Genomic DNA, 26,151 nt, shown 5'->3' with positions numbered 1-26,151 from the left:
CGGGAACTCCACCCACGTCAGCAGCGCCCGTGGCACCCGGGGGGCCAGCTCGCGGGCGATGTCCAGTGCCCCGGCGTCGAACGAGCTGATCAGCACCGGCCGCCGGTGTGCCTCGCGGCGTGCGACACCCGCCAGCCGGGCCATCGTCGTCTCGGCGCGGGAACGGACCGCGTCCTCCATCGACGTCTTCACGTCGAAGTCGACGCCTACGCCCGGGGGCAGCGCCTCCAGCAGACAACCGAGGTCGAGCGCCCCGTCACCGGTGGCCTCGGTGCCGGTGATGTCGGCGTAGAACACGCCTTCGGGGGTCGCCGGGTTGTGGGCGACCACCAGCCGGTCGTCCGACGTGCGCCGGACGTCCACCTCGACCCAGTCGATGCCGAGTGCGGCCGCGGCGAGGAACGACTCGAGCGTGTTCTCCGCCAGCCCGTCGACCGAGCCTCGACCCATCCCGCGATGCCCCAGGAGCACAGGTCCCGGGCCAAACACTCTGCCGTCCATAGCGCGCCGGCACCCGGCGCGCCCATCGAGAAACTCAGGCGGCCGAGGTGACGGTCTTGCCCACCTCCACGTTGGCACGTTCGAGGTCTCCGGCGAAGTCCACCTCCACGACGAAGTACTCGGAGATGTCCAGCGCCAGCACCGGCATGCCGGCCGTCTCGATCGCGGACTCGATGCCGCGCTCGAAGTAGTCGGTGTCGGTGCAGCCCTCCAGGTGCTCGACCAGCGTCGCCCGGTCGGCCGACGCGATGTAGTTGATGCCGACGGCCTCGCCGAAGCCGTCGGTTACCGATTTTGACAGCTTTTCGATGAGACCGTCCGAAGACGCGGTGTACTTCACTTCTTCTTCACCGCATGCTTCCGTGTTGACGCACACGAAGCTGCGGTCCTCGGCGACCAGCGCGGCCACCCCGGCGAGCAACCGAGGGTCGAACACCACGTCGCCGTTCAGCCACAGCACGCCACCCGGCGGGACCAGCCGCAACGCCTTGAGCAGGCTCTTCGACGTGTTCGTCTGCTCGTACCGCTCGTTGTAGACGAACCGGACATCCGGCGCGTGCCGCATGACCTCCTCGGCGTGGAAACCGACCACGACGGTCACCACGGGATCGGCCAGATTTCCCAGGTTGTCGAGCTGCTGACGCATGATGCTGCGGCCGTCGGCCAGCGGGGTCAGCGGCTTGGGATGCGGCATCCCCAGTCTGGTGCCCATCCCGGCGGCCAGGATCACGACGTTCACGCCGGAGTGCTGATGGTTCGCTCCGCAAGCTCCGCTCACGCGGGCACCTCCAGGGTCGAGACGGACAGGTGGGCGTCCCGGGTCCGCACCGCGTCGCCGATCGCGGCGAGGAAGCGGGTCGTGCTCTCCCCGGGTGCGAGGTCGCCGAAGTACAGCGACCGGACGGCCGCGCGGGCGTCCCGGTACTCGTCGTGGTCGAGGCGGCCGGCCACCGTGGCGGTCAGCAGCCCGATCGTGGCCGAGTCGACCACGTCGGCGCAGCGGCTGATCGGCGCGTCGGTGTGCAGGCGTTCCCGGTCGTCGTACCGGTCGGCGACGAACATCGGCTGGTCCGGCCGCAGGTACAGGAAGTCAAGGCCCACCGACGAGACATCGGTGATCATCAGGTCGCAGCTGGGGAAGACGGCCAGGATGTCGCCCTCCTCGATCACGACATGCGCACGGGACAGCATCCGGACGATCTCCCGGTGCGCCGCCGCGATGGACGGGATCGGGCTGACCGCGACGCGCGGGTGTGGCTTGTAGACGATCCGGACATCGGGGACCGCGAGGATCCTCTCGACGATCGCCGGTCCGAGCACGTCGACGGACGTGTAGTTGTTGGAGGCGTTCTCCCCCTCCCAGGTGGGCGCGTAGAGGACCGTCCTCTGTGTACTCGGCGCCAGGACCGGCGCGGGGCGCAGGTCGAGCTGCGGGCGGCCGACCGGCACGAGCTTCGACTCGTCGAACTCCATGAGCGCCACGCGGTGCCGCCGGCGCGCGGCCTCACCGGCGATGAAGACCCGGTCGTAGGCCTTGACCTGGTTCGAGACCATGCAGACCTTGTCGCTCTCGCCGTGGTTCACGTGCACGTGCAGCATGTGGCGCTGCATGAGCGAGTGGAAGTTGTGGACGGAGTTGTTCACGTAGACGGCGACCTTGAGGTCACTGCACTCGTAGAGCTGCACGAGGTCGGGGAACGCGGGCGCGAGGACCTTGCGCAGGGGCGTTTCCAGGGCGTCGTAGGACTTCCGGTTCCGCATGACGATCGTGACCGGATGCTCGCGGTCGAGCCGCTCGAGCACCGGGAGCCACTGTCTCAGCTGGTAGAGCTTCCGTGGGTCATCGGCGAAGTAGACGGCGACGGTCCCCGGGACGGGCGTGCCCGGCTCGTAGCCGGTGGGCACCGGCCCGTTGGGGGCGTCGAGGAGACGGCGAACGTCCCGAGGCTTCTTGCGGTTGCCGAACAAGCCCACAGGCATGACTCCAGTAGGTGCGAAAGTAATGGGGTGGCCGAGATGGGTACGGCCGCCTTCATCATCGCCGCTGCGACACCCTCCGGCCAAGTACCGGACCAGCCTCGGAAACCCATTGTTCACGAACCGTTGCGTACCGGCAGACGACCAGCGGCCCTCTCAGCACCCGGGGGCGTGAGCAGTGGGAACAGGCGACACCAGGGCGTTGTGCTGGCCAGCACTGGTTTCGTACAGCGCTCACAGTTAGGTAAACCACGGCATGAGTGACCTGGAAGCATGGTGCGACGAATGGGACCCTCGCCCTCACCAACGGCGCCCTCTCCGCCGGCACCTCCACCCAGTAAGACCCGCATCGTGCCCTACGGCTTCAAGACCGCCATCGAACGGACGGGTGGCGGATGACCAGCGAGGCTGCGGCCGGAGCGGGGGTAGGCGCTGCAGGCGCCGACTGCGGAGTCCGCGCTGGCGGCTGCGTCGGCGGCGTCACCGGTAGCTGCGGGTGGGTGCAGGCGGCGCGACGGGTGGGGTGGCTAGGCCGCCGGTGGTCGTCTCGGTCATGCCGCTGAGCGTCTGCGGACTGTGTTACCGCCGACGCTGCTTTGCTCCGTGTTACGGTCGAAGGAGTTGCGAGCACCAACCGCGGGTATGCACGAATCGTGCAACGATTGAGGACGATCTGTCGGGTATTCGTGGTTGTGGGCACCCCAGTCTCTAGTTGGCCTTGGCGTCCTTGTCCTTGTTCTGCTGTTTCTCTACGCCGTGTGCGTGCCGTTTTGCGCCATGACACGCGCGGTCGCACAGTCGTGCGAATCCGATGGCTGAGCCTCGTTATCCAGCGCGAGCAGGCACTAGACGAAAGCCAAGTGTCGGACGCGGACAGCGATCATTAATCGATGACTGCGACGGTCATGTTGGTGGCGCTGTCGAAATTGAGTCGAGGTGCCAGCGGCGTCCGGCAGCGTCGGGGAACCGGTCGACGCCCTCGGCGAGCAGCCGGTAGACCGTGTGCATTACCGCGTCCCTGCACATGACGGTGCCGGTCGACATCAGCAGTTCCGGCCCGCGGGGGGCCGGGAGGACACGAACGAACGTGACCTGATGCAGCATGTCGAACCGGAACTCGGGCAGCGCCTCGTCGGCGAGAACCACGGTGGGTAGCGGTTGGTCGGCGGTGTCGGCGTCCCACGCCGATCGCAGGAACGCGCCCCCCAACGGCTTGCTGGCCAACCGATCCCGCTGCGATAGCTCATCCCACTCGCCCCCGCAGCGTTTCATCGCCTTCCCAGTCCATCACGGGGGTGTCGCCGGCCACGAACTCCCCGGCGTGCGGGCGATATCGCCGGCCATCGGGACGTGGATCTCCTGACCCTCCAACTTGGCGGCACGGCGCGCCAAGATCCCGCCCCGGCCGGTGGGCCGGGTTCGATCAGCACACGTGCGACGTTGCCGCCGCGGCCTCACGCGCCGAACTGGACAGTAAGTGGACATTCGGCAAGGTAACGCCCGGGGTGGACGTCTCGACACTCTGGCAGACCACCACGCCACTCTTGGGGAGCATCCGTGACGACCGTGCCCGAGCCGCCTATCGCCCATGCGCCGCCGCGCCGCAACCTCGTTCCGTACCTGATTGCCGCGCTCGTCTTGGCGGTTGGTGCCGTTGTCGCGCTGGTCATTGTGCTCACCTCCAGCGACGACGACCCTGCAGCCAACTCGGTCACGATCAACGGGTCGATGAAGATGGGGTACGGCGACATCACCAGGTCCGGCAGCGACTGCTCCGGCAGAGGTGGTTACGACGACATCCACGAAGGCACCGACGTCACCGTGTACGACGACACCGGAAAGATCGTCGGCGCCAGCGAACTGACCGGGTCCAGCTATGGCGCGTCGGACTCCTCGTGCACCTGGTTCTTCCAGGTGAAGGTGCAGGGCGGCCACGACTTCTACCAGGTCGAGGTATCCCACCGCGGGAAGATCACCGTCTCTGCGGCCGAGGCGAAGAGCAGGCAGGTGGCGTTGACGCTCGGTGACTAGGCTGCCTGGTCCTGGGCGGCCAGGTTCGGAGCCGGTGAGCCACATCGGCTAGACCATCGCACCCTTGAACGGACACTTCCCAATGAGCGAGCCCGAGACCCGCGATGCCAGGCCGAAGCGGCAGTTGCGCATCACCGGCACTATGATGGCGTTCTTCGCCATGGCGGTGTTCGCGGTCATTCTCATCGTCGGATGGGCCAGCAGCGGCAACGACCGCGCGCCCACCGTCAAGGTGCCGGCGACTTCCGAGCGTCTGTGCCAGCTTCTGGCGCAGGGCTACACCCCCGGCATGCTGGGGTACAACGGGATGTGGCGTACCTGGCCCGAGTCCGTGTCCGGAACCCAACGAGGTTTCGAGATCGGTGAGGCCGCGATGGAAGGCCGGTGCGCCAACCTTCTCTAAGCATCCTGGTCCTCAGCGGCGAGATTCGGCAGTGCCGCCACACATAACCCCGTATCGGGTGGCGTCTGGTCCGTGGGTCGTCGGTCCTGACCGGCTTCTCACTCACCCTTGTCGAGCGCGGTGTCACCTGCGTCCCGGCCTGTCACTGCCCCGACGGGTTGACCACGCTCACCGAAGCGCTCGCGTGCTCGCGCCGGTCACCGCCGAGGTCCATCCCATCGCGGTCGGCGGCGAGATCGGTTCGACTCGGCCAGCGTCAACGACCCGGCATCTGACTGTCGTCAGGGCAGGTCGAAGTGTGCCGGAAACCGCGGGTACAGCGCTCGGGTCTGACATGCTGTGACCTGCGGTCGTACAGCGCTCCGGTTTGCCACAACCCATTGTTCACGAACCGTTGCGTACCGGCAGACGACCAGCTGGGCGATCGCCGGGTGTACGCCGAGCGGCGCGGAGACCACGCGGGCGCCGCACTCCGTGGCGCGGCGGTGGAACAGTCCCGGGGCGAGGAACCAGCTCGCCACGGCCGCGTCCTTGGTGAGCACCTCGGCGAGCGCCGGTTCGCTCGTGGACACGAAACCGACCCGGGAGGCACCCAGCCGGCGGGCGGCCGCTCGGACCTCCTCCCGCGCCAGCGGATCACTCGACCCCGACGCGGCGAGCACGAGTGGCTGCCCGCGCCGCCACCCCGCCTCCAGCAACCGCTGCCGGGCCACCGGCACCAGGTCGGCGCCCAGGTGCGGCGTGATCACGGCCGGCACCCCGCTGGCCCGCACCTGCTCGGGAATGTCGATCGACACGTGGTATCCGGCCGCCAGGAACGCCGGCACCACCACCGCCGGACCGTCCACCTCGCACAGCACGGAGGTCACATCGGGCTGGTGGACGTCGGCGTACGCGACCCGGACGTCCGGCACCCACTCACGCACGAGGCCGGCCAGCGACTCGATGACCGCCGCGCCGGCGGGGTCACGGGTCCCATGGGCGACGAGTACGAGGGTCACAGGGCATCAGCCGTCAGGCAGTAGCCGCGCTTGACGACCGTCGTCACCAGCCCGGGCTCGCCCAGCGCCGCACGCAACCGTCCCACGGCCGTCTCCACCGCGTGTGCGTCCACGGTGTCCTCCCGGCCCGAGTGCTTCCGCAGCACCCCGGCCAGCACCCGCCGCGACAGCACCGTTCCCGGGCACTCGGCCAGCGCCCGCAGGACCGCCATCGGCGCGGGCGGCACCGGCCGCAGCTCCTCGTCGACCAGCACGGCCTGCCCTCGCAGCTGGAGCTCCCGCCCACCGGCACGCACGCGTGTCGCCCTGGCCGGCAGTGCCACGGCCAGCTCCCGCACCAACGCGCCGATCCGGGCCCGGGCGGGCTGGATCACCGGGACCCCCACCCGCGCGAGCGGACCGGCCGTGATCGACCCGACGCACACCACCAGCACCCGGTACCGCAACGCGTCCAGCACCTCGTCCGAACGCGACTGCTCGCGCGCCGTCCGCAGCACCGACGCCGCCGCGGGCGCGGACGTGAACGTCATCGCGTCCAGCTGACCGGCCAGCAACGCGTCGAGCAGCCGGGTCAGCGGGACCGGGTCGGCGGGCGCGGTCCACCGGTACACCGGCACCTCGACCACCTCGGCCCCGGCCGACCGCAGCGTGTCCACGAAGTCGGCCAGCGGCTCACCGTGCAGCTGAACCGCGATCCGCTTGCCGGACACACCCTTCGCCACCAGGTGCTCCAGCAGTTCGGCACTCGCCTCGGACGCCGGCGACCACTCCTCCACCAGGCCCGCCGCGCGCACCGCGCCCTTCGCCTTCGGGCCGCGGGTCAGCATGCTCGCCTTGGTCAGCGCGGTCACCAGGCCGTCGCCGAGGCCCCAGCCCTCCGCGGCCTCGATCCAGCCGCGGAACCCGATGCCGGTGGTGGCCACCACGATGTCGGCCGGCGCGTCGATCAACGCCCGCGTCCGCTGCGCCAGCTCGGTGTCGTCGGCCAGCGGGATGATCCGGATCGCCGGGCCGTACTGCACCTCGGCGCCCCGCCGCTCCAGCAGGGCGCCCAGCTCGTCGGCACGCCGCGCGGCGGTCACGCCGACGGTATAGCCGGCCAGCGGCCCGGTCATGGACTGCCGACCAGGATCATGCCGTCCGCTGTCCGCACCGGGTAGACCGCGACGGTGACCTCGGGGTCGTCGAGGCAGGCGCCGGTACGGAGGTCGAAGCGCTGCTTGTGCATGGGCGAAGCCACTACCGGCACCCCCTTGAGGTCGCCCACGATTCCGCGGGACAGCACGGCCGCGCCGCTGAACGGGTCCACGTTGGACAGAACGTACACCTCGTCGCCGGACGTCCGGAAGACCGCCACCTGCTCGTCGTTCGGCAGCAGGGCCGCCGCCCCGCGGAAGGGGATGAGGTCGGTGACCGCGCAGACCGGCGTCCACGTCCCGGCCGCGGTCACCGGGTCACCGCCACGGGCAGGCCGAGCGGGACGGGCTGGCCGCGCTCCTCGCGGAAGGTGATCGTCGGGTCGGGTCTGCCCGGCGCGTTGACGAACGACCGGAACCTCGCCAGCTTCGCGGGGTCGCCGAGCACGCCGGCCCATTCGTCCGAATAGGACCCGACGTGCCTGGCCATCGCCGCGTCCAGGTCCTCGCAGATGCCCAGCTTGTCGTCCACGATCACCTCCCGAAGGTGTTCGATGCCGCCCTCCATGGCTTCGATCCAGGCGGCCGTGCGCTGTAGCCGGTCGGCCGTGCGCACGTAGAACATCAGGAACCGGTCGATGTGGCGGAAGAGTGTCTCGGTGTCCACATCGGACACGAACAGCTCCGCGTGACGCGGTGTGAACCCGCCGTTGCCGCCGACGTACAGGTTCCAGCCATGCTCCGTCGCGATGACCCCGAAGTCCTTGCTGCGGGCCTCCGCGCACTCCCGCGCGCAGCCCGAGACGGCGGCCTTGATCTTGTGCGGCGCCCGCAGCCCACGGTAGCGGAGCTCCAGCTCGATGGCGAGCCGCACCGAGTCCTGCACCCCGTACCGGCACCAGGTGTCACCGACGCACGACTTGACGGTGCGCAGCGCCTTGCCGTACGCGTGGCCGGACTCGAAGCCGGCGTCCACGAGCCGCCGCCAGATCTCCGGCAGCTGGTCGACGGTGGCGCCGAACAGGTCGATCCGCTGCCCGCCGGTGATCTTCGTGTACAGCCCGAAGTCCTGCGCGACCTGGGCGATCACCATGAGCTTCGCCGGCGTGATCTCCCCGCCGGGGATGCGCGGCACGACCGAGTACGTCCCGTTGCGCTGCATGTTCGCCAGGAAGTGGTCGTTGGTGTCCTGGAGCGCCGCCTGCTCACCCTCCAGGATGTGCCCGTTACCCAGCGACGCCAGCATCGACGCGACCGCGGGCTTGCAGATGTCGCAGCCGCTTCCGTTTCCGTACCGGTCGATCAGCTCGCTGAACGTGTGGATGCCGGTCGACCGGATGATCTCGAACAGCTCGGTCCGCTTCTGCGGGAAGTGCTCGCACAGTGCGTTGGACTGCCGGACGCCGGCCGCCTCCAGGAGCTGCCTGAGCATCGGCACGCACGAGCCGCACGTCGTGCCCGCCCTGGTGCACGACTTGAGCGACGGCACATCCGCGCAGCCCTCGGTGATCGCGCCGTCGATCGCGCCCTTCGTGACGGCGTTGCACGAGCAGACCTGCGCGTCGTCGGGCAGTGCGCCGACGCCGACCGCCTGCGCCCCACCGGAGGGAGCGATCATGGCGGCCGGGTCGCCGGGCAGGTCGCGGCCGACCAGTGGGCGCAGCAACGGGTACTGCGCCGCGTCGCCGACGAGCACGCCGCCCAGCAACGTCTTCGCGTCGTCGGACACCACGAGCTTCTTGTAGGTGCCGGCGACCGCGTCGTTGACCACGACCTCCAGCGCGCCCTCGGTCCGCGCGTGCGCGTCGCCGAAGCTCGCGACGTCCACGCCGAGCAGCTTGAGCTTGGTGGACAGGTCGCCGCCCGTGAACCTCGCCTGCCCACCGAGGAGCCGGTCGGCGACGACCTCGGCCATCTCGTTGCCCGGCGCGACGAGCCCGTACACGGCGCCGTCGACGCACGCGCACTCGCCGATCGCGTAGATGTCGGGATCGCTTGTGACACAGTCAGCTCCGACGGCGACGCCGCCGCGCTCGCCGACGGCCAGCCCGGTCTCGCGGGCCAGCTGGTCGCGCGGGCGGACGCCGGCGGAGAACACGACGAGGTCGACGTCCAGCTCGGTGCCGTTGCCCAGCTTGGCGAGCAGCCGTCCGCGATCCGCCGCGATGGACTGCGTGCCGGTGCCGGCGTGCACGGTCACGTCGAGCCGCTCGATCAGCCTGCGCAGCAACCCACCGCCGCCGTCGTCGACCTGCAGCGGCATCAGCCGGGGCGCCAGCTCGACCACGTGCGGCGAGAGTCCCATGTCCCGCAACGCCTTCGCCGCCTCCAGCCCCAGCAGGCCGCCGCCGACCACGAGCGCGGCGCGCCGGCCACGCACCGACCGCTCGGCGTCCATCCGGATCGCGTCGAGGTCGGAGATCGTGCGGTAGACGTGACAGCCGGGCAGGTCGTGGCCGGGCACGGGCGGCACGAACGGGTACGAGCCCGTGGCGAGCACGAGCGCGTCGTAGTCCACTGTGGACCCACTGGCGGCGGTGATCCGCTTCGCCGCGCGGTCGATCCCGGTGACCGGGTCACCCAGGTGCAGGGTGACCCGGTCGTCACACTCGTAGGTGGCACCGTCGAGCTGCAGCGCCGCCGGGTCCCATGTCTCCACATAGGACGTGAGCGCCACCCTGTCGTAGGCGGGACGGGGCTCCTCGGCGAACACCTCGATCCGCCACTCGCCGTCCGAGTCCTTGTCCCGCAAGGCTGCCACCAGCCTGTGCCCGACAGGACCGTTGCCGGCCACCACGAGTGTTCTCGGCATGTGGTCACACCCCCGCGTGCGCCAGGCTCGGGACACGGGCGACCGCGAAGCTCCGGCGCAGGTAGTAGAACCAGGTCAGGAACGCGAAGACGATGTAGGCGGCGAGGAAGACCCACAGCGCGGAGGTCGACCAGTCCTGGTGTGCCGCCGCGATCGCCTGTTTCTCCGCCAGGGTCTGCGCCGCGGTCACCTGCTTGGTGACACCGAGGCTCGCCTGCCGGAAGATCAGCTGGACGAGGAACCCGCCGAAGGCCCCGATGGCGCCGGCGATACCGATCACCGCGGCGGCCTCCCGCTTGAACCTCAGCGCGGTCTCCGCCGCGCCGAGACCCTTCTCCGCGGCCTCCTTGCGGCCGAGCTCGCCGAAGATCACCGGGATCATCCGGTACGTGGAACCGTTGCCGGCGCCGGAAAGCAGGAAGATCACCAGGTAGGCGCCGAAGAACACCTCGAAGCTGTGGGTGTTCACGCCGACCATCGCGAGCACCGTGAACGCGCCCATGCCGACGAAGCACGCCAGCGTCACCTTCGCGCCGCCGATCCGGTCGGACAGCCAGCCGCCGAACGGCCGGGCCACCGAGCCGATCAACGCACCCATGAAACCGAGGCCGGCCAGGTAGGTCGCGATGAACGGGTTGGCGGCGAGGAACTCCGGGAAGGTGTTCTTGATGACCAGCGGCAGGGCGAAGGAGTAGCCGATGAACGAGCCGAACGTGCCGATGTAGAGGATCGACATGACCCAGGTCTGCCCGTGCCGCAACGCGGTCACGTACGAACGGGTGTCCGCCCTGGCCTGGGTCAGGCTGTCCATGAACAACCACGCGCACAGCGCGGCGACGACGATGAACGGCATCCAGATCAGGCCCGCGTAGGCCAGGTGCACCTCGTGCTGCGGCAGCTTCGCCGCGGCGGCCGGCACGCCGATGATCACCACGAGCGGGACGACCAGCTGCACCACGGCCACGCCGAGGTTGCCGCCCGCCGCGTTCAGCCCGAGCGCGAGCCCCTTCTTGCGTTCCGGGTAGAAGAACGAGATGTTCGCCATCGACGAGGAGAAGTTGCCGCCGCCGACACCCGCCGCCGCCGCGCACAGCAACAGGACCCAGAACTGGGTGTCGTGCGACTGGGCCGCGAGCCAACCGCTGGGCACGAGGACGGCCAGCAGCACCGCGGGGATCAGCAGCAGCGTCGCGCTCATGGTCGTCCACACGCGGCCGCCGAACCTCGGCACCGCGAACGTGTACGGGATGCGCAACGCCGAGCCGACCAGGTTGGGGATCGACGTGAGCCAGAACGCCTCGGACAGCGACATCGGGAGCCCGGCGTTGGCCAGGTTGATCACGACCACCGACCACAGCACCCACATGGCGAAGCCCAGGTGCTCGGCGAAGATCGAGAAGATCAGGTTCTTGCGTGCGACCCGCTTGCCGGTGGTCTCCCAGAACTGTTCGTCGTCGGGGTGCCAGTCGTCGATCCAGCGCCCGCGGCGGCGGGTCACGGCGCCGGGTTCTTCGGTCGTGCTCTCGGTGGTGGTGGTCATGCCGGGGTCTCCTCGGAGCTGGCGAGCCAGCGTGCGATGGCGGACACGGTGTCGCGGCAGCTGCCGCAACCCGTGGTGGCCCGCGTGGCCGAGGCGAGGCCGGACACGCCCCGCGCGCCACCACGCCACGCCTTCACCAGCTGGCTCTTGCTGACGGTGTTGCAGCGGCAGACAGTAGCCGCCGCCGGAAGATCGGCCGGGCTGTGCGCGACGGTCGCGCCCGGTGGGAGCGCGCGGCCGAGCAGCAGGGCGAAGCGGTCCGACGGCGCGGGGATCCCCCGGTCGTACAGCTGCGTGATCGTGGCCGCCGCGTCCGGCAGGCCGAGCACGATCGCACCGGCCACCCGGCCGTCCCGCAGGACGAGCTTCGCGTACCTGCCGCGGGTGGGGTCGGTCAGGCACAGCACCTCCGCGTCCGGGCTGTCCACCTCGGTGTGCACCTCGCCGAGCGCGGCGAGGTCGACGTCCTTGGCCTTGAGCCGGGTCACGACCGGCGTGCCGCGGTAGCGGGCGGCCGGGCGCGTGCCCGTCAGCAGGTCGGCGAGCACCGTGGCCTGCTCCCACGCCGGCTGCACGAGCCCGGAGACGGTGCCGGGGTGCTGCGCGCAGTCGCCGATGGCGCGGATGCGGAAGTCGCTGGTGCGCAGGGAGTCGTCGACGACGACGCCGCGGTCGACGGTCAGCCCGGCGTCGCGGGCGAGGGCGGTCTCGGGGACGACGCCGGCGGACACGACCACGAGGTCGGCCGGGACGTGGCTGCCGTCGTCGAGCTTGAGGCCGTCGCCCGGCACGTACCTGGCGGCCTTGACGCCCAACCGGATCTCGATGCCGAGCGTCCCGAGCCGGGCGGCGAGCACCTGGCCGGCGCCGGGGTCGAGCTGGCGTTCCATGAGGTGGCCGACGGGATGCACGACCGTGACGAGGTTCCCGCGGCTCGCCAGGCCGCGGGCGGCCTCGAGGCCCAGCAGACCACCACCCAGCACGGCGACCGGTGCACCGGGCCGGGACGCGGCGAGGATCCGCTCGCAGTCGTCGAGGGTGCGGAACGCGACCGCGCCCGGCGCGAGGACGCCGTCGACGAGCAGTCCCTCGCACGGCGGCAGCCACGGCCGGCTGCCGGTGGCGAGCACGAGCGCGTCGTAGTCCACCGTGGCGCCGTCGGTGAGCGTGACGGTTCTCGCCGCGCGGTCGATCCCGGCCACGGTGGCGCCGATCCGCAGGTCGACGTCGTGCCGCCGGGCCCAGTCGGTGTCGTGCAGGCGCACCATGTCCGGCGTCATCCCGCCACCGACCACGCTGGACAGCAGGATCCGGTTGTAGGCGGCGTGTCGCTCCGCGCCGAGCACGGTCAGCGCGACGTGGGCGGAGTCGCGCCGGCGGATCTCCTCGGCCAGCCGGGCGCCGGCCATGCCGTACCCGGCGATGACGATCCTTCGCGGTCTCAACGGTTCGCTCACGCTGTCTCCAGCCGGACGGCGCACACCTTGAACTCCGGCATGCGGCTGGTCGGGTCCAACTCGGGGTTGGTCAGCAGGTTCGCCCTGCCGTCACCGGGAAAGTGGAACGGAAGGAACACGAGGTCGAGCCGAATCGTCGCCACACAACGCACCCGGGCACGCACCCGGCCGCGCCGGGAGACCACGTCGGCGAGGTCGCCGTGCTCGAGCCCCGCGCGGGCCGCGGTGTCCGGATGCACCTCGACGTACATCTCCGGCTCGGCCGCCAGCAGCTCCGCCACGAGCCGGGTCTGCGCGCCGGACTGGTAGTGCTGCAGCACCCGGCCCGTGGTGGCCTGCAGGGGGAACTCCTCGTCCGGCGGCTCGGCGGGTCCACTGTGGTCGACGGGCACGAACCTGGCCCGTCCGTCGGGATGCGCGAAGCGGTCGAGGAAGACCCGTGGCGTGCCGGGGTGGTCGGTCGACGGCACCGGCCAGTGCAACGCCTCGCCGTCGCGCAGCCGGTCGTAGGTGATGCCGGCGTAGTCGGCGATCCCACCGGCCGACGCGCGCCGCAGCTCGTCGAAGACCTCCTGCGCGTCGACCGGGAACCGCTCCGCCGGCTGGCCGAGACGCCCCGCGAGGCCGTGCATGACCTCCAGGTCGGTCCGCACGTTCACGGGTGGCCGGACCGCCCTGCGCCGCAACAGGATCCGGCCCTCCAGGTTGGTCAGCGTGCCGTCCTCCTCGGCCCACTGCGCCACCGGCAGCACGACGTCGGCCATCGCGGCGGTCTCGGACAGCACGACGTCCGCGACCACCAGAAGGTCCACATCGGACAGTTTGCCGGCCACCCGGTTCGCGTGCGGCGCGGACACCACCACGTTGCTGCCGAACACCAGCAGCCCGCGTGGGCCCTCGTCCAGCAGCTCGTAGGCCGACACCCCCGGGTTCGGCAGCGAGTCCGGGTCGACCCCCCACACCGCGGCCACGTGCGCGCGGGCCGCCGGATCGTCGAGCCTGCGGTAACCGGGCAGCTGGTCGGCCTTCTGGCCGTGCTCGCGCCCGCCCTGCCCGTTCCCCTGCCCGGTCAGGCAGCCGAAACCCGAGCCCGCCCGGCCCGGCAGTCCCAGCGCGAGCGCGAGGTTGATCCACGCGCTGACCATGTCCGCGCCACGCGCGTGCTGCTCGGTCCCCCGCGCCGTCAGCACGTACGCGTTACCGGCGCCGGCGAGCAGCGCCGCGGCGGCACGCTGGTCGCTGGCCGCCACGCCCGTCACCCGCTCGACGCGCTCCGGCCACCAGGCCGCGGCGATCCGCCAGACCTCGTCGAACCCGCTGGTCCGGCCGGTCAGGTAGTCGTGGCGCAGGTGGCCGTCCGCGACCACCGCGTGCAGGATGCCCAGCGCCAGCGCGAGATCCGTGCCGGGCGCGGGTTGCAGGTGCAGCGCGGCCTGCTCGGCGGTCGCCGACCGGCGCGGATCGACGACGATCAGCTCCGCGTCCCGCAGGTGCTGGACGAACGGCGGCATCGTCTCGGCCGGGTTGCCGCCGACGATCAGCACCACGTCCGCGTGCTGGAGGTCCTCGACCGGGAAGGGCAGCCCACGGTCCATGCCGAAGGCCTTGTTGCCGGCCGCGGCGGCCGACGACATGCAGAACCTTCCGTTGTAGTCGATCCGCGACGTCCCCAGCGCGACGCGGGCGAACTTGCCCAGCAGGTAGGCCTTCTCGTTGGTCAGGCCACCCCCGCCGAACACGGCGACCGCGTCCCTGCCGTGCGCGGCCTGGATCTCGATGATCTGGTTGGCGACGAGGTCCAGCGCGCGGTCCCAGCTGGCCGGCCGCAGCTGTCCCTCGACGCGGACCAGTGGTTCCGTCAGCCGCCCGGGCGAGTCGAGCAGGGCGGCCGACGTCCAGCCCTTCTGGCACAACCCGCCCCGGTTGGTGGGGAACTCCCGTGGCGACACGGTCTTGCCCGTGAGCCGCATTCCGCACTGAAGCGCACAGTATGGGCAGTGTGTGTCGATGGTGCCGGTCACCGGCGCCGCTATCGTCACGCGCTGTCCTCCTCGAGTCGGCTCCTGAAGGACGCTAAGGATCCCGCGTTACGCGCACGTTGGCGAATGTTTCAGGCATGCGACATTGCCCGCGCGGCGCGCACACCGACATGGTGAGACTCCGGGGCGCGACACGGAGGTTCCCGCCGCGGTCCGGCTTGTGAACAGCTCGGGTCGTGCTCGAAGTCGATCTTCGGGAAATATTCGGGACCAACGTCGTTGGCGCTCGTTGGCGGCTGCGGTGTTCGGCCGGTCGCAGCCACGACGTCCGCCACTCTGCCTACTACCGCGCAAGTTTCGGTGCCGAACGGCCCCCAGGTGTAACAGGACGGACCATACGGACGAGTAACACCGGCTCCGCGGGCATCGATCAGACCTGGCGGTGGATGCTTTGTCTCGCGGCGTTCCGGACCTGTGAGTGTGATCCATAGTGGACAGTAGATGACCCGCGGCCTGTGCGCGTACGCGATCACCCGCGAGCACACTCCCGAGCCGGACGTGCGGCTGGTGACACACGCGGGGCTCGCGCTCGCCGTGGCGGAGGTGGACCTGGCGCCGTTCGCGGCGGTGGGGCCGAACCCCGGCGACGCAGGCGGGGACGGCCCGCTGGCCGTGCTGACCCGCCGGCACGACGCCGTGGTGCGGACGATGTTCGAGCGGACCACCGTGCTGCCGCTGCGGTTCGGCACGCTCCTGCGCGACGAGCCCGCCGCGGTGCGCCTGCTGACCGAGTACCACGAAGAAGCGGCCACGTTCCTGGACCGCGTGGCGGACCACCGCGAGTGGGGCGTACGTGCCCGGCTTCCCCGCCCCGACACGCCGGCCGAGCCGCCGGCGGAAGACCTGTCGGCCGAGAAGCTCCTGGCCATGCGCCGTGACCGCCTCGCGGCGGCGGCCCGCACGAGACGGGACGGCTCGACGGGCGCGGCGGCACTGCACGAGGCGCTGTCCCAGCACGCCGCGGAGACCGTGCACTGGGAGCGGAAGTCGGGGATCCCCCTGCTGGACGCCGCGTACCTGGTGCGGGTCGAGGACGAGCCGAGGTTCCACGCCGAGGTCGAGGCACACCGGGAGCTGGAGGTCGAGGTCACCGGGCCACTGCCGCCGTACTCGTTCGTGCGCCTGGAGCTCGACAGCGAGGCGGTGGCCCATGCCTGAGACCAGGCCGCGGTGACCCTGCTCCTGCACGGTGTCGTGCGCGCCGGCCATCCGTCCACCCACCGCATGGTGACGTGGGAGGACCTGGCCGTGGTGGTGACCGACGGGCACGCCGACCAGGACGCCCATCTGGCCCTCCTGGCCGAGCTCGTCCTGGCCGGGCCGGTGGTGCCGCTGAGGTACGGCACGACCGCGGCCGGCGAGGACGCGGTGCGCACCGGCACGCTGGCGGCGGCCGCGCCGCGGCTGCGTGCCGAGCTGGACCGCCTGGACGGCCTGGTCGAGCTGCACGCGTACCTGAGGTTCAACGAGGACGAGGCACTGCAGGCGATGTTCGACGAGCAGTGGCGCGGCGACCTGGACCCGTCCACCGACGTCCGGCTGGGCGAACACGTGGCCCACCGGTTGGTCGCCTGGCGGCGGGCCCGTTCGGACGCACTCCTGTCGCCGATCTCGGCGGCCGCCCGCGCCGAGGTACGCCTCCCCGACCGCGACCACACGGAGGAGCGCCGCGCGTTCCTGCTGCCCCACAAGGAGGTCGACCCGGCCCGCGCGGTGATCGGCGCGTTGCGGATCCTCGCCGGCGTGGACACCGAGTGCGTCGGCCCGCTGCCCGCGTACAACTTCCTCACCGAGCCGGCCGAGACACCGTCCTCCGGTTCGTGCCGGTAGTGGTTCCGCCGGACCGGCGGAGCGCACCGCCGAGGTGCCCGGCACCGCGTGACTTGTAGTTCCCATCCGGACACTCCGCGCATACCATTCCTCACCGTGGCGACGGTCGCGTTCCGGGTGCTCGGGTCGCTCGAGGCCGAGGTCGGCGGACGACCGGTGGCGCTCGGCGGGCCGAAGCCCCGCCTGCTGCTGGCGACGCTGCTCCTGCGCCCCAACACGGCCGTCAGCACGGACGTGCTGGTGGACGTCCTGTGGCCGGGCTCGCCGCCCCGGTCGGCCGCCGCCAACGTGCGGACCTACGTGCACGGCCTGCGCCGCCTGCTGGACAACCGCATCGAGCACCGCCCCGGCGGGTACCTGCTGCGCGCGTCGCCCGCGGAGATCGACCTGTGCCGCTTCGAGGAGACACGCGACCCGGACCTGTGGCGCGGCGGTTTCCTGGAGGACCTGCCACACAGCCACGTCTTCGAGCCGACCCGCGCGCGGGTCACCGAGATGTGGTTGTCGGCGCGGGAACAGCGGCTGCGGGACGCGGTCGACGAGGGTGCGCACGACGCGGCGATCGCGGGGTTGCGTGGGCTGCTGAGCGAGCATCCGCTGCGCGAGGAGCTGTGGCAGCTGCTGATCCACGCGCTGACCGCGGCGGGCCGGCGCGCGGACGCGGTGCAGGCGTACACGGAGGCGTCCCAGGTGCTGCGGGCCGAGCTGGACACCGCCCCGGGGCCCGAGCTGCTGGCCGCGCTGACGCCGGTGTGCCAGCTCCCCCGCGACCTGCCCGACTTCACCGGCCGCGACGAGCTGATCGACGAGCTGACCGACCTCATCAGCGGTCGGGACACCCCGGCGGTGGTCGTCCTGTCCGGCTCGCCGGGCGTGGGAAAGTCCGCCGTGGCCGTCCGGGTGGCTCACCTGACCCGCGCGGCGTTCCCCGACGGCCAGCTGCACCTCGACCTCGCCGGGACGTCGTCGACCCCGCGCCGCCCGGTGGACGTGCTGCCCGAGCTGCTGCGGACGGTCGGGGTCACCGAGATCCCGCGCAGGCTGGCGGACCGGGCCGCGCTGCTGCGGTCCGCGCTGGCCGGTCGCCGCATGTGCCTGGTGCTGGACGACGCCGCTTCGGCCGCGCAGGTGGCCCCGCTGCTGCCCGGCGCCGGCGGGTCGGCGGTGCTGGTGACGAGCCGCGTGATGTTGCCGGACCTGGTCGGCACGCATCCGGTGGAGCTGGACGTCCTGGGCGAACCGGAGGCCGCCCGCCTGCTGGCCGGCATAGTCGGGGCCGCTCGCCTGACGGCCGAACCGGCGAGCGCGGCGGCGATCCTGCGGTTCTGCGGCCGGCTGCCCCTGGCGATCCGGGTCGCCGGCACGCGGCTGGCCCACCGGCGTGGCTGGACCCTGCGCACCCTGGCCGACCGGCTGCGGGACGAGCGGCGCAGGCTGGACGAGCTGTCGGTGGGCGACCTGGCCGTGCGGGCGAGCGTCGGCCTGAGCTACGCGTCGCTGCCCGCTGCGTCGGCGCGGGCGTTCCGCCTGCTGGGCCTGCTGGGGCCGGTCCGCTGGCCGGGCTGGGTGGTGGGGGCGCTGCTGGACCGTCCACATGCGGACGACGTGCTGGATGTGCTGGTGGACAACCATCTCGTGGCACTGGTCGACCCGGACCGGTACCGGTTGCACGACCTGCTGCGGTGTTACGCGGCCGAACTGTCCGAAAGGGACGGTCCGGCGGTGGCGCGGGTGCTGGCGGGCTACCTGCGACGGGCGTCCGCCGCGGCGGCGGGAATGCCGTACTTCGGTGTGCTGCCCGTGTCCGCGCCGCCGGCCGACGACGCGGTCGAGTGGTTCGACACGGAACGGCACACCGGGGTCGCGATGGTGTCCCTGGCGGAGGCGTGGGGCTACGACGAGTACGTGTGGCAGCTCGCGGCCACGCTGGCGCCGTACTTCGACCTGCACGGCCAGCAGGACGACTGGCAGCGCACGCATGTGCGGGCGCTGGCCGCGGCGCGCCGGCTGGGTGACCGGCGCGGCGAGGCGATCGTCCTGCGCAACCTCGGGCAGGTGGCGCTGTACCGGGACGATTACACCGAGGCCCGCTCGGCGTTCACGACCGCCCACGAGCTGTTCGTCGCGATCGGCGACGACCGGGGCGCCGCGGTGGCGCTGGCCGGTCTCGGCACCGTGTTGCGGATCCTGGGCGAGCACGACGACGCGCTGGACTGCTGTCACGGGGCGCTGACGCTGTTCGCGCGGGTCGGCGACCAGCATGGGGAGGCGGTGGCGCGGCTGGCGGCCGGCTCGGTGTGGCTGGCGCTGGATTGCCTCGCGCCGGCGGGCCGCTGGTTCACCGACGCCTACGAGCTGAGCGCGGCGATCGGCGACCGCCACCGCGAGGCACACGCCCTCAAGCGCATGGCGGCTCTGCGCCAACGCCAGGGCAACCTGAGATCCGCACGCGAGCACCTGGCGCGGGCGCTGACGATCTTCCGTGAGCTGGACGACGAGAACTGCGTCGGCTACACGAACCAGAGCCTTGGCGAGCTGTGCCTGAACACCGGTGAGCTGACGGCGGCCGGCCGGCTGCTCACGACGGCCCTGGCCCGCCACCACCGCAACGGCGACCGCCGTTCCGAGGCGGATGTGGCGGAACTGCTGGCGCGCCTGCACGAGCGAACCGGCGACCGGACGGCGGCCCGCCACCACGCGGCCCGCGCGGAGGAACTCCGCGCCACGCTCCTGAACGCGGGGTGAGCGCGGGCCGTTCCGCTAACAGCCCGTGGAGCTGGTGATCGAGGTGTTGCCGAAGTACGTGACGTGCACGCCGTTCAGCACCACCCGCTGCACGACCCCGTTCAGCCGCTGCTCGTAGTGCAGGTGCGGCCCGGTGGAACCGCCGGTGGAGCCGACCTTGCCGATCAGCGTTCCCGTGCCGACCGTCTGCCCCACCGTCACGTTGAACGAGTTGAGGTGCGCGTACAGCGTCTTCAGACCGGAGGCGTGCCGGATCACGATGTACTTGCCGTAGCTCGTGTCGCCGAGGTTCTTCACCGTCTCGACCGTCCCCGCCGCGCTCGACCGGACGTTCTTGTTGAGCGCGCCACTGCGCTGGAAGTCCACGGAGAGCTGGGGGTTGTGGTTGCTGCGCGTGTTCGCGTTCCACACCTGGCCGCAGTCGAACGGCGTGCGGAGGTTGACGGCCTGCGCGCCGACGTCCGCGGTCGCCGGCGCGACCAGGAACGAGCACGCCCCGGCAAGGGCCATGGCCAGCGCGGTGATCAGTCGTCGGGACTTCACGGGTGACCTCGTTTCGCGGGGAGCAAGGGATCGTCACCCCATCAGGGCCGCGTACAAGCCCCGTACAAAGAGCCCCCGATCGGGTACTGATGGCACACGGCCCGAGCCCGTAGATTCGAAAACGCGCATGTATGCAGACCAACACTGGAGGTTGTCATGCGAGGCGGATGCGGATGTGGCTGCGGCGACGACTGCGGCGGCGGCTGTTGCAGCGGCAACTGCGGTTGCTGAGTCACTGACGGGTCGGTGACGCCGGCGCCGGCCCGTTCCACAGCCGAACATCATCCCGTCCACAGGCACCGCTCAGCTTCCCCGAGCATTCTCGCTGACAGAGAGGCAGCGAGGAGGCGGAGATGGACACCCAGGCAGCATGGCGGACCGCCAGTCACCAGGGCAGCCGCGACGTGAACGCGGACGCGGTGGCCGCCGCGGGCGGCATCGTCGCGCTGGCCGACGGCATCGGCGACGACCTGACGGCGGCGCACGCCGCGCTACAGGCGGCCACAGCCGCGGTCGGTGTACCGGCGGTCGCGGGTCCGACGGCGGCACTGGAGGCGGCTCGAAAGGCCGTTGCCACGGGTGACTGCGTCCTGGTCGTGGCTCAGCCGTTCGGAGGTGGATACCGCATCGGGTGGGTGGGAGACGTCCGCGCCTACGCGTGGGACGGCGTCAACCTCCGCCGGCTCACCAGGGATCACACGCTGGCCCAGTACTTCCGCGACCACGGCGAGGAAGTCACGCCGCGGATGGAGCACCTGGTGACCACGAGCGTGCACACCGCGACCGCAAGCCGTTACGGCACAACGGAAACGAGCGCCGCGAGCCTGGTGCTGACCACCGACGGCGTGCACAGGACACTGAGCGACGAGGCCATGGCGACCATCCTGCGTCATGCCTCGAACCCGGCTGAGGCGCTGGTCCAGGCCGCCGACGCGGCGGGCACCAGAGACAACGCCACGGTGGTCGTACTGACCGGCGCGCCCAGCCCGGCCAACCCCATGCCGACTCGACCCCTCCCGATGGCGGCATGAGGTAGCCGAAACGGGGGCCGCGGAAAGCACCCTTTCCGCGGCCCCTCTCACCTGCCCCGGCAGGCGGGATCCGCCACCCGGTGACGCCGCGTGTGTGCGTGCTCGATCACGTGGGCAGGTACGGCCGCGCTCTGCGAGCATGTACCCATGAACGACAAGGAGATCTCGGACCGCATCACCGCGCTCATCGACGAGGAGCACAAGCTGGAACGTGCCGGGCACGAGCCGAGCCACGAGCGCCTGCGCGCCATCGACGTCGAGCTCGACACGTGCTGGGACCTGCTGCGCCAGCGCCGTGCCCGCCGCGCGGCCGGCGAGAACCCGGACGAGGCACAGCCTCGCCCGGAAGGCGTGGTGGAGGGCTACCTGCAGTAACACCGCCCGCTGGTCGCCACGGCACGACGACGGGACATGTCGGTGCCCGTGGCTAGGGTGGCGGCCATGGACCTCCAGCAGATCAACCGCAGGGTCATCGCGCAGTTCCGCGCGGGCGGCGAGATCGAGGGCATGCACCGCGAACGGCTGCTGCTGCTCACGACCAGGGGCGCCCGCACCGGCTCCGAACGCACCACCCCGATGATGTTCCACCAGGACGGCGACCGAGTCGTGGTGATGGCGTCGAACGCGGGCGCCCGCAAACCCCCGGACTGGTACGCCAACCTGACGGCGACCCCGTCGGTGACGGTCGAGACGGGCGACGAGTCCTACCCGGCCACGGCGACGGTGCTGGCCGGCGAGGAACGCGCACGCTTATGGACGGAGATCACGGCGTTGTACCCGTTCTTCCTCGACCACGAGAAGAAGGCCGAACGAGAGATCCCCCTGGTGGCGCTGACGCACGCATGACACTGATCTGGCTGAACGGCCCCTTCGGCGGCGGCAAGACCCAAACGGCGCACGAGCTGCGCCGGCGCCTGCCCGGCAGCGTGGTCTGCGACCCGGAACAACCAGGCTTCGGCCTGCACCGGATGCTGCCCCCATCGCTGCGCGGCGACTTCCAGGACCTGACGTCATGGCGCGAGGGCGTGGTGGAGGTGCTGAACCTGACACTGAGCAGGCACCCGGGCCCGGTCATAGCGCCCATGACGGTGGTCGAACCCCGGTACTTCGAGGAGACGGTCGGCCGCCTGCGCGGCATGGGCCACGAGGTCCACCACTTCTCGCTGTTGGCACGCAGGGAGACCGTGCTGAAGCGTCTGAGGGAGCGGGGCTTCGGCCACGCACTGAGTTTCGTCATGGGCCGGAACGGGCCCCTGTTCCGCGACAGCTGGGCGGAGTCCAAGGTCGACCTCTGCCTGGAACGCCTGCGGGACAAGCGGTTCGCCACCCAGGTGTGGACCGACGGGGTGACCGTCCCCGAGGTGGCCGACCGGGTGGCCGCCACCGCGGGCCTGCGACTGCGCCCCAACACGGACACCCGCCTGACCGCCCACGTCCGCCGCAGGTGGACCAGCGTCAAGCACATCCGCCTGGGCTGACGGCACGCCACAACCCGCATGGACAGGGCCGCCCACGGACGCGGCCGGTCGAGCCGCACCCGCCGGTACGATCTTCGGCGTGAGGCGTGTTCTCCTGGGTGTCCTGGGACTGGTGCTGCTGGCCGGGTGCGGCGCCCGCACGGCCGCGGGAGGCCCGGAGATCGACACCGCGCCGAGCGCCACCTCGCCCAACCCGCACCGGCCGCCGGAGACCACTTCGGCCGTGCCCGAGGCCCGGTGCTCACCAGACGGGGTGGCCATCTCGGCCGTGGGTGGGGACGCCGCCATGGGGCTCCGTGTGCTGACCATCGAGCTGGTCAACTGCGGGTCCGCGCCCCGCACCGTCGACGGCTATCCGGACCTGCGGCTGTACGACGAGGACGACCGGCTCATCGACGCCGCCGTGCTGCACGGGTCCGCGGACATCTCGCTGCTGCCGGACTTCGACAACCCGCCGGTCGCCATCACCCTCCAGCCCGGTGAGAAGGCCCGCTCCGGCCTCCTCTGGCGCAACCTCGTCACCGACGCCACGGTCGACGCCACCACCGCCACGCGGCTCGAGGCCGCGCCCGCCGGTGGCGCCCCGTGGGTCGAGGTCCCGCTCGTCGTCCCGAACGAGGTCACCGGCTCGTCGACGGTGACCATCGACCTCGGGAACACCGGCAGGCTCGGCGTCCAGGCCTGGCAGAAGGCATAGCAACGCGGTGGTCGCCTGCCGCCGGCACGGAAGACTAGACCGGCCGCGGCGCGTTGCGTACGTTGCTCCGCGCCAGCTCCAGCATCTTGCCCACCCCGCCGTTGAGCACCGTCTTGCTCGCCGCCAGGGCGAACCCCCGCACCATCTCGCCGGTGATCTTCGGGGGGATCGACAGCGCGTTCGGGTCCGTCACCAGCTCGACCAGCGCCGGGCCGGGGTGCGCGAACGCCTTCTCCAGCGCGCCGCGGATCGCTCCCGGTTCCGTCACCTTCGTCGACCACAGGCCGCAGCCGGCCGCCACCGCAGCGAAGTCCACCCTCGGGTGGTCCGTTCCATGGTCCGGCAACCCGTCCACCAGCATCTCCAGCTTCACCATGCCCAGCGACGCGTTGTTGAACACCACGACCTTCACGGGCACGTCGTAGGTCGACAGTGTCAGCAGCTCGCCCATCAGCATGCCCAGGCCGCCGTCGCCCGACAGCGACACCACCTGCCGGCCCGGTGACGCCATCGCCGCGCCGATCGCCTGCGGCAGGGCGTTCGCCATGCTGCCGTGGCGGAACGAGCCCAGCACCCGCCTGCGGCCGTTGGGGGTCAGGTACCTCGCCGCCCACACGTTGCCCATGCCGGTGTCCACGGTGAACACCGCGTCCTGCGCGGCCACCTCGTCCACCAGCGACGCGGCGTACTCGGGGTGGATCGGCGTTCGCTGCGACACGTCCGAGGTGTACGCCTCCACCACGCGTTCCAGCTTCCGCGCGTGCCGGTCCAGCATGCGGTCGAGGAACGACCGGTCACGGCCGGACCGCAGCAGCGGCGACACGGCGAGCACCGTCTCACGCACGGAGCCGTGCACGCCCAGCACCAGCGGCGTCCGGCGGCCGAGGTGTGCCGGCTCGACGTCGATCTGCACGGTCCGGGCACCCGGCAGGAAGTTGTCGTACGGGAAGTCCGTCCCCAGCAACACGACCAGGTCGGCCTCGTGCATCGCCTCGTGGCACGCGCCGTAGCCCAGCAGGCCGCTCATCCCGACGTCGTACGGGTTGTCGTACTGGATCCACTCCTTGCCGCCCAGTGAGTGGCCGACCGGGGCCGCCAGCGCCGACGCCAGCGACAGCACCTCGTCGTGGGCGCCCGCCGTGCCGGCACCGGCGAACAGCATGACCTTCTCGGCCGAGTTCAGCAGCGACGCCAGCTCGGCCACCACCGGCGCGGGCGGCACCACCGGTGACGGGGTGACCATCGGCGCCGACACCGTCCCCGCGGCACGCAGGTCCGCCACGTCGCCGGGGATCGTCAGGACCGACACACCCCGGCTGCCCACCGCCGTCTGCATCGCGATGCCCAGCACGCGGGCCAGCTGCGCCGGCGCGGACACCAGCTCGCTGTAGTGGCTGCACTCGCGGAACAGCTCGGCGGGGTGGGTCTCCTGGAAGAACCCGGTGCCGATCTGGTTCGTCGGGATGTGCGACGCGATCGCCAGCACCGGCGCCCCGCTGCGGTGCGCGTCGTACAGGCCGTTGATCAGGTGCAGGTTCCCGGGCCCGCAGCTGCCCGCGCACACCGTCAGCTTCCCGGTGACCTGTGCCTCCGCGGCCGCCGCGAACGCCGCCGCCTCCTCGTGCCGCACGTGGACCCACTCGATCCCCTCGGTACGCCGCACGGCGTCCACGATCGAGTTCAGGCTGTCGCCGACGATCCCGTAGATCCGCTCCACACCCGCGTCCCGCAGCGCCCGTACCAGCTGCTCGGCAACCGTCGCCATCTCGCGCTCCTTCGTCGGAAGTCTCCGACCTCCAGGATGAGCCGCTCTGACACATGCGTCCAATGCCGCTTTCTTCGGTTATCCATAAACTGGCGTCATGGATCTGGCAGTGTTGCGGTTGTTCCGGCAGGTCGCGAACGGCGCGACGGTCACCGAGACCGCCGCCCGTGCTCGACTGACCCAGCCCGCGTTGTCCCGGGCGTTGCGACGGGTCGAGCACGAGGTCGGCGCGGAGCTGTTGGCGCGTTCGGGCCGCACCCTGCGGCTCACCCCGGCGGGCCACGCCTTCGCGCGCCACGTCGAGGCCGTGCTCGACCGCTATGACCTGGGTATCCGTGAGCTCCGCGAGCTGGTCGACCCGAACGCCGGCACCGTCCCGCTCGCCTTCCTGCACACCCTCGGCGTCTGGCTCGTCCCGCGGATGATCAGCGACTTCCGCGAGGGGCACCCGCACGCCCGGTTCGAGCTGCGTCAGCACGGCGAGGAAGGCCTGGTGGCGGAGCTGTTCGCCGGCACCGCCGACCTTGTGGTCACCAGCGGCGATCCCGGCCTGCCCGCCATCCACTGGCAGCGGTTGCTCGTCGAGCCGCTGTATCTGACCGTACCGCCGGACCACCCGCTCGCGCGTCACCCGGAAGTGCGACTGGCCGACGCGGCGGACGAGACGTTCATCCTGCTCCGCCCCGGCTACGCGCTTCGCGACACCACCGAGGGGCTGTGCGCGGCCGCCGGCTTCACCCCCCGCGTCGGCTTCGAGGGCGAGGAGGTGGAGACGCTGCGCGGCCTGGTCACGGCCGGGCTGGGCGTCGCGCTGCTGCCGGCGCCGCGGGCGGCGAGCCGGGCGCCGCACCTGCGCGTCACGGACGTGCCGTCCGAACGCGACATCGGCGTCGCCTGGCTCGCCGGCCGGGAGCTACCGCCGCCCTCCGCCCGCTTCCGCGAGCACCTCCTCAGCCACCGCTGATCCTTGGCAGCTCGGGGCTGTCCGTGTCCAGCGGGACATGCGGTCCACGCACCAGCCCGAGCTGCACCGACTGCCGGCCCAGCGTGAAGTCCAGCAGCCAGTCGACCGCCGTGCGGACGCGGTTGCCCGGCATGGCCGCCAGGTGGTACCCACGCGTGACGACCCGCGCCGGGAAGCCGCCCAGCGGGATACGCAGGGGGT

Annotated in this window: 24 protein-coding genes and 1 pseudogene; 11 read left to right on the top strand and 14 right to left on the bottom strand. The window is 71.4% G+C overall.

Features of this window, described 5'->3' with window-relative positions; genetic code table 11:
* The 4 genes from VET29_RS14805 to VET29_RS14790 all read right to left on the bottom strand — a co-directional run.
* The coding region (locus tag VET29_RS14805; protein ID WP_324920269.1) for a glycerophosphodiester phosphodiesterase at positions 1 to 450 on the bottom strand (450 nt) is incomplete at its 3' end.
* Positions 451 to 535: 85 nt separating this feature from the next.
* Positions 536 to 1,240, bottom strand: a complete 705-nt coding sequence (locus VET29_RS14800) for a phosphocholine cytidylyltransferase family protein (protein WP_324920267.1) — start codon at positions 1,238 to 1,240, stop codon at positions 536 to 538.
* Positions 1,241 to 1,275: 35 nt separating this feature from the next.
* Positions 1,276 to 2,481, bottom strand: coding sequence for a CDP-glycerol glycerophosphotransferase family protein (locus VET29_RS14795; protein ID WP_324920265.1), 1,206 nt, complete (start codon positions 2,479 to 2,481; stop codon positions 1,276 to 1,278).
* 900 nt (positions 2,482 to 3,381) lie between these two features.
* Positions 3,382 to 3,702, bottom strand: a complete 321-nt coding sequence (locus VET29_RS14790) for a hypothetical protein (protein ID WP_324920263.1) — start codon at positions 3,700 to 3,702, stop codon at positions 3,382 to 3,384.
* 333 nt (positions 3,703 to 4,035) lie between these two features.
* Between VET29_RS14790 and VET29_RS14785 the strand changes: the two genes are divergently transcribed.
* Positions 4,036 to 4,509, top strand: a complete 474-nt coding sequence (locus tag VET29_RS14785) for a hypothetical protein (protein WP_324920261.1) — start codon at positions 4,036 to 4,038, stop codon at positions 4,507 to 4,509.
* Between the two features lie 82 nt (positions 4,510 to 4,591).
* Positions 4,592 to 4,912 carry a hypothetical protein gene (locus VET29_RS14780; RefSeq protein WP_324920259.1) on the top strand — a complete coding sequence of 107 codons (321 nt, stop codon included), beginning with the start codon at positions 4,592 to 4,594 and terminating at the stop codon, positions 4,910 to 4,912.
* 281 nt (positions 4,913 to 5,193) lie between these two features.
* Here the strand turns inward: VET29_RS14780 and VET29_RS14775 are convergent, their stop codons facing one another.
* From VET29_RS14775 to VET29_RS14745, 7 genes are read right to left on the bottom strand one after another with little or no spacing between them, the layout of a single operon-like run.
* The gene (locus tag VET29_RS14775; RefSeq protein ID WP_324920257.1) at positions 5,194 to 5,913 is read right to left on the bottom strand and encodes a sirohydrochlorin chelatase; all 720 of its coding nucleotides are present in this window, start codon (positions 5,911 to 5,913) and stop codon (positions 5,194 to 5,196) included.
* On the bottom strand, positions 5,910 to 7,028 hold the full coding sequence (locus VET29_RS14770) for a uroporphyrinogen-III synthase (RefSeq protein WP_324920255.1): 1,119 nt from the start codon (positions 7,026 to 7,028) through the stop codon (positions 5,910 to 5,912). Before VET29_RS14770 ends, VET29_RS14775 begins: the two co-directional genes overlap by 4 nt.
* Positions 7,025 to 7,363: a nitrite reductase small subunit NirD gene (gene nirD / locus VET29_RS14765; protein WP_324920254.1), complete on the bottom strand. Its 339-nt coding sequence runs from the start codon at positions 7,361 to 7,363 to the stop codon at positions 7,025 to 7,027. The genes VET29_RS14770 and nirD overlap by 4 nt, the downstream gene beginning before the upstream one ends.
* The gene (nirB, locus tag VET29_RS14760; RefSeq protein WP_324920252.1) at positions 7,360 to 9,861 is read right to left on the bottom strand and encodes a nitrite reductase large subunit NirB; all 2,502 of its coding nucleotides are present in this window, start codon (positions 9,859 to 9,861) and stop codon (positions 7,360 to 7,362) included. Before nirB ends, nirD begins: the two co-directional genes overlap by 4 nt.
* 4 nt (positions 9,862 to 9,865) lie before the next feature.
* Complete coding sequence (locus VET29_RS14755; RefSeq protein ID WP_324920250.1) at positions 9,866 to 11,401, bottom strand: MFS transporter; 1,536 nt, start codon at positions 11,399 to 11,401, stop codon at positions 9,866 to 9,868.
* Positions 11,398 to 12,846, bottom strand: a complete 1,449-nt coding sequence (locus VET29_RS14750; RefSeq protein WP_324920271.1) for an FAD-dependent oxidoreductase — start codon at positions 12,844 to 12,846, stop codon at positions 11,398 to 11,400. The genes VET29_RS14755 and VET29_RS14750 overlap by 4 nt, the downstream gene beginning before the upstream one ends.
* A gap of 8 nt (positions 12,847 to 12,854) precedes the next feature.
* Complete coding sequence (locus VET29_RS14745; RefSeq protein WP_324920247.1) at positions 12,855 to 14,897, bottom strand: molybdopterin oxidoreductase family protein; 2,043 nt, start codon at positions 14,895 to 14,897, stop codon at positions 12,855 to 12,857.
* 441 nt (positions 14,898 to 15,338) lie between these two features.
* Between VET29_RS14745 and VET29_RS14740 the strand changes: the two genes are divergently transcribed.
* The 3 genes from VET29_RS14740 to VET29_RS14730 all read left to right on the top strand — a co-directional run bounded on the left by VET29_RS14740 (position 15,339) and on the right by VET29_RS14730 (position 19,472).
* Positions 15,339 to 16,055 carry a GvpL/GvpF family gas vesicle protein gene (locus VET29_RS14740; protein ID WP_324920246.1) on the top strand — a complete coding sequence of 239 codons (717 nt, stop codon included), beginning with the start codon at positions 15,339 to 15,341 and terminating at the stop codon, positions 16,053 to 16,055.
* Between the two features lie 12 nt (positions 16,056 to 16,067).
* Positions 16,068 to 16,727 carry a GvpL/GvpF family gas vesicle protein gene (locus VET29_RS14735; protein ID WP_324920242.1) on the top strand — a complete coding sequence of 220 codons (660 nt, stop codon included), beginning with the start codon at positions 16,068 to 16,070 and terminating at the stop codon, positions 16,725 to 16,727.
* Positions 16,728 to 16,823: 96 nt separating this feature from the next.
* Positions 16,824 to 19,472, top strand: a complete 2,649-nt coding sequence (locus VET29_RS14730) for an AfsR/SARP family transcriptional regulator (RefSeq protein WP_324920237.1) — start codon at positions 16,824 to 16,826, stop codon at positions 19,470 to 19,472.
* A 15-nt stretch (positions 19,473 to 19,487) separates the two neighbouring features.
* Here VET29_RS14730 and VET29_RS14725 read toward each other — a convergent pair whose 3' ends face one another.
* Positions 19,488 to 20,015 (bottom strand): M23 family metallopeptidase, encoded by a 528-nt coding sequence (locus tag VET29_RS14725; RefSeq protein WP_324920235.1) that lies wholly within the window; start codon positions 20,013 to 20,015, stop codon positions 19,488 to 19,490.
* Between the two features lie 353 nt (positions 20,016 to 20,368).
* Here VET29_RS14725 and VET29_RS14720 point away from each other — a divergent pair, with 353 nt between their 5' ends.
* The 5 genes from VET29_RS14720 to VET29_RS14700 all read left to right on the top strand — a co-directional run bounded on the left by VET29_RS14720 (position 20,369) and on the right by VET29_RS14700 (position 23,221).
* Positions 20,369 to 21,046, top strand: coding sequence for a serine/threonine protein phosphatase (locus VET29_RS14720; RefSeq protein ID WP_324920233.1), 678 nt, complete (start codon positions 20,369 to 20,371; stop codon positions 21,044 to 21,046).
* Positions 21,047 to 21,193: 147 nt separating this feature from the next.
* On the top strand, positions 21,194 to 21,421 hold the full coding sequence (locus tag VET29_RS14715) for a DUF2630 family protein (protein WP_324920231.1): 228 nt from the start codon (positions 21,194 to 21,196) through the stop codon (positions 21,419 to 21,421).
* Positions 21,422 to 21,487: 66 nt separating this feature from the next.
* Complete coding sequence (locus tag VET29_RS14710) at positions 21,488 to 21,892, top strand: nitroreductase/quinone reductase family protein (protein WP_324920229.1); 405 nt, start codon at positions 21,488 to 21,490, stop codon at positions 21,890 to 21,892.
* Complete coding sequence (locus VET29_RS14705; RefSeq protein WP_324920227.1) at positions 21,889 to 22,524, top strand: AAA family ATPase; 636 nt, start codon at positions 21,889 to 21,891, stop codon at positions 22,522 to 22,524. The genes VET29_RS14710 and VET29_RS14705 overlap by 4 nt, the downstream gene beginning before the upstream one ends.
* Positions 22,525 to 22,603: 79 nt before the next feature.
* Positions 22,604 to 23,221, top strand: a complete 618-nt coding sequence (locus tag VET29_RS14700; protein ID WP_324920224.1) for a DUF4232 domain-containing protein — start codon at positions 22,604 to 22,606, stop codon at positions 23,219 to 23,221.
* 34 nt (positions 23,222 to 23,255) lie between these two features.
* Here VET29_RS14700 and VET29_RS14695 read toward each other — a convergent pair whose 3' ends face one another.
* Positions 23,256 to 24,986 carry a pyruvate dehydrogenase gene (locus VET29_RS14695; protein ID WP_324920222.1) on the bottom strand — a complete coding sequence of 577 codons (1,731 nt, stop codon included), beginning with the start codon at positions 24,984 to 24,986 and terminating at the stop codon, positions 23,256 to 23,258.
* A gap of 97 nt (positions 24,987 to 25,083) precedes the next feature.
* On the opposite strand from VET29_RS14695, the gene VET29_RS14690 reads away from it, so the two are divergent.
* Positions 25,084 to 25,950 carry a LysR family transcriptional regulator gene (locus tag VET29_RS14690; protein ID WP_324920220.1) on the top strand — a complete coding sequence of 289 codons (867 nt, stop codon included), beginning with the start codon at positions 25,084 to 25,086 and terminating at the stop codon, positions 25,948 to 25,950.
* Here the strand turns inward: VET29_RS14690 and VET29_RS14685 are convergent.
* Positions 25,937 to 26,151 (bottom strand): annotated as a pseudogene (locus VET29_RS14685) (NAD(P)/FAD-dependent oxidoreductase); the annotation flags it as partial. The gene VET29_RS14690 and the pseudogene VET29_RS14685 sit on opposite strands and share 14 nt — an antisense overlap.

The sequence above is a fragment of the Actinophytocola sp. genome (assembly GCF_035634895.1).
GTDB lineage: Bacteria > Actinomycetota > Actinomycetes > Mycobacteriales > Pseudonocardiaceae > Actinophytocola.
Note: the sequence above shows the minus strand (reverse complement) of the source record. Positions and strands in the feature narration are given on the sequence as shown.

Coding starts and splice junctions, on each gene's coding strand:
- VET29_RS14795 (WP_324920265.1), bottom strand. CDS start 2,481: ATGCCTGTGGGCTTGTTCGGCAACCGCAAGAAGCCTCGGGACGTTCGC.
- VET29_RS14780 (WP_324920259.1), top strand. CDS start 4,592: ATGAGCGAGCCCGAGACCCGCGATGCCAGGCCGAAGCGGCAGTTGCGC.
- VET29_RS14770 (WP_324920255.1), bottom strand. CDS start 7,028: ATGACCGGGCCGCTGGCCGGCTATACCGTCGGCGTGACCGCCGCGCGG.
- nirB (WP_324920252.1), bottom strand. CDS start 9,861: ATGCCGAGAACACTCGTGGTGGCCGGCAACGGTCCTGTCGGGCACAGG.
- VET29_RS14755 (WP_324920250.1), bottom strand. CDS start 11,401: ATGACCACCACCACCGAGAGCACGACCGAAGAACCCGGCGCCGTGACC.
- VET29_RS14740 (WP_324920246.1), top strand. CDS start 15,339: ATGACCCGCGGCCTGTGCGCGTACGCGATCACCCGCGAGCACACTCCC.
- VET29_RS14720 (WP_324920233.1), top strand. CDS start 20,369: ATGGACACCCAGGCAGCATGGCGGACCGCCAGTCACCAGGGCAGCCGC.
- VET29_RS14715 (WP_324920231.1), top strand. CDS start 21,194: ATGAACGACAAGGAGATCTCGGACCGCATCACCGCGCTCATCGACGAG.
- VET29_RS14710 (WP_324920229.1), top strand. CDS start 21,488: ATGGACCTCCAGCAGATCAACCGCAGGGTCATCGCGCAGTTCCGCGCG.
- VET29_RS14705 (WP_324920227.1), top strand. CDS start 21,889: ATGACACTGATCTGGCTGAACGGCCCCTTCGGCGGCGGCAAGACCCAA.
- VET29_RS14695 (WP_324920222.1), bottom strand. CDS start 24,986: ATGGCGACGGTTGCCGAGCAGCTGGTACGGGCGCTGCGGGACGCGGGT.
- VET29_RS14690 (WP_324920220.1), top strand. CDS start 25,084: ATGGATCTGGCAGTGTTGCGGTTGTTCCGGCAGGTCGCGAACGGCGCG.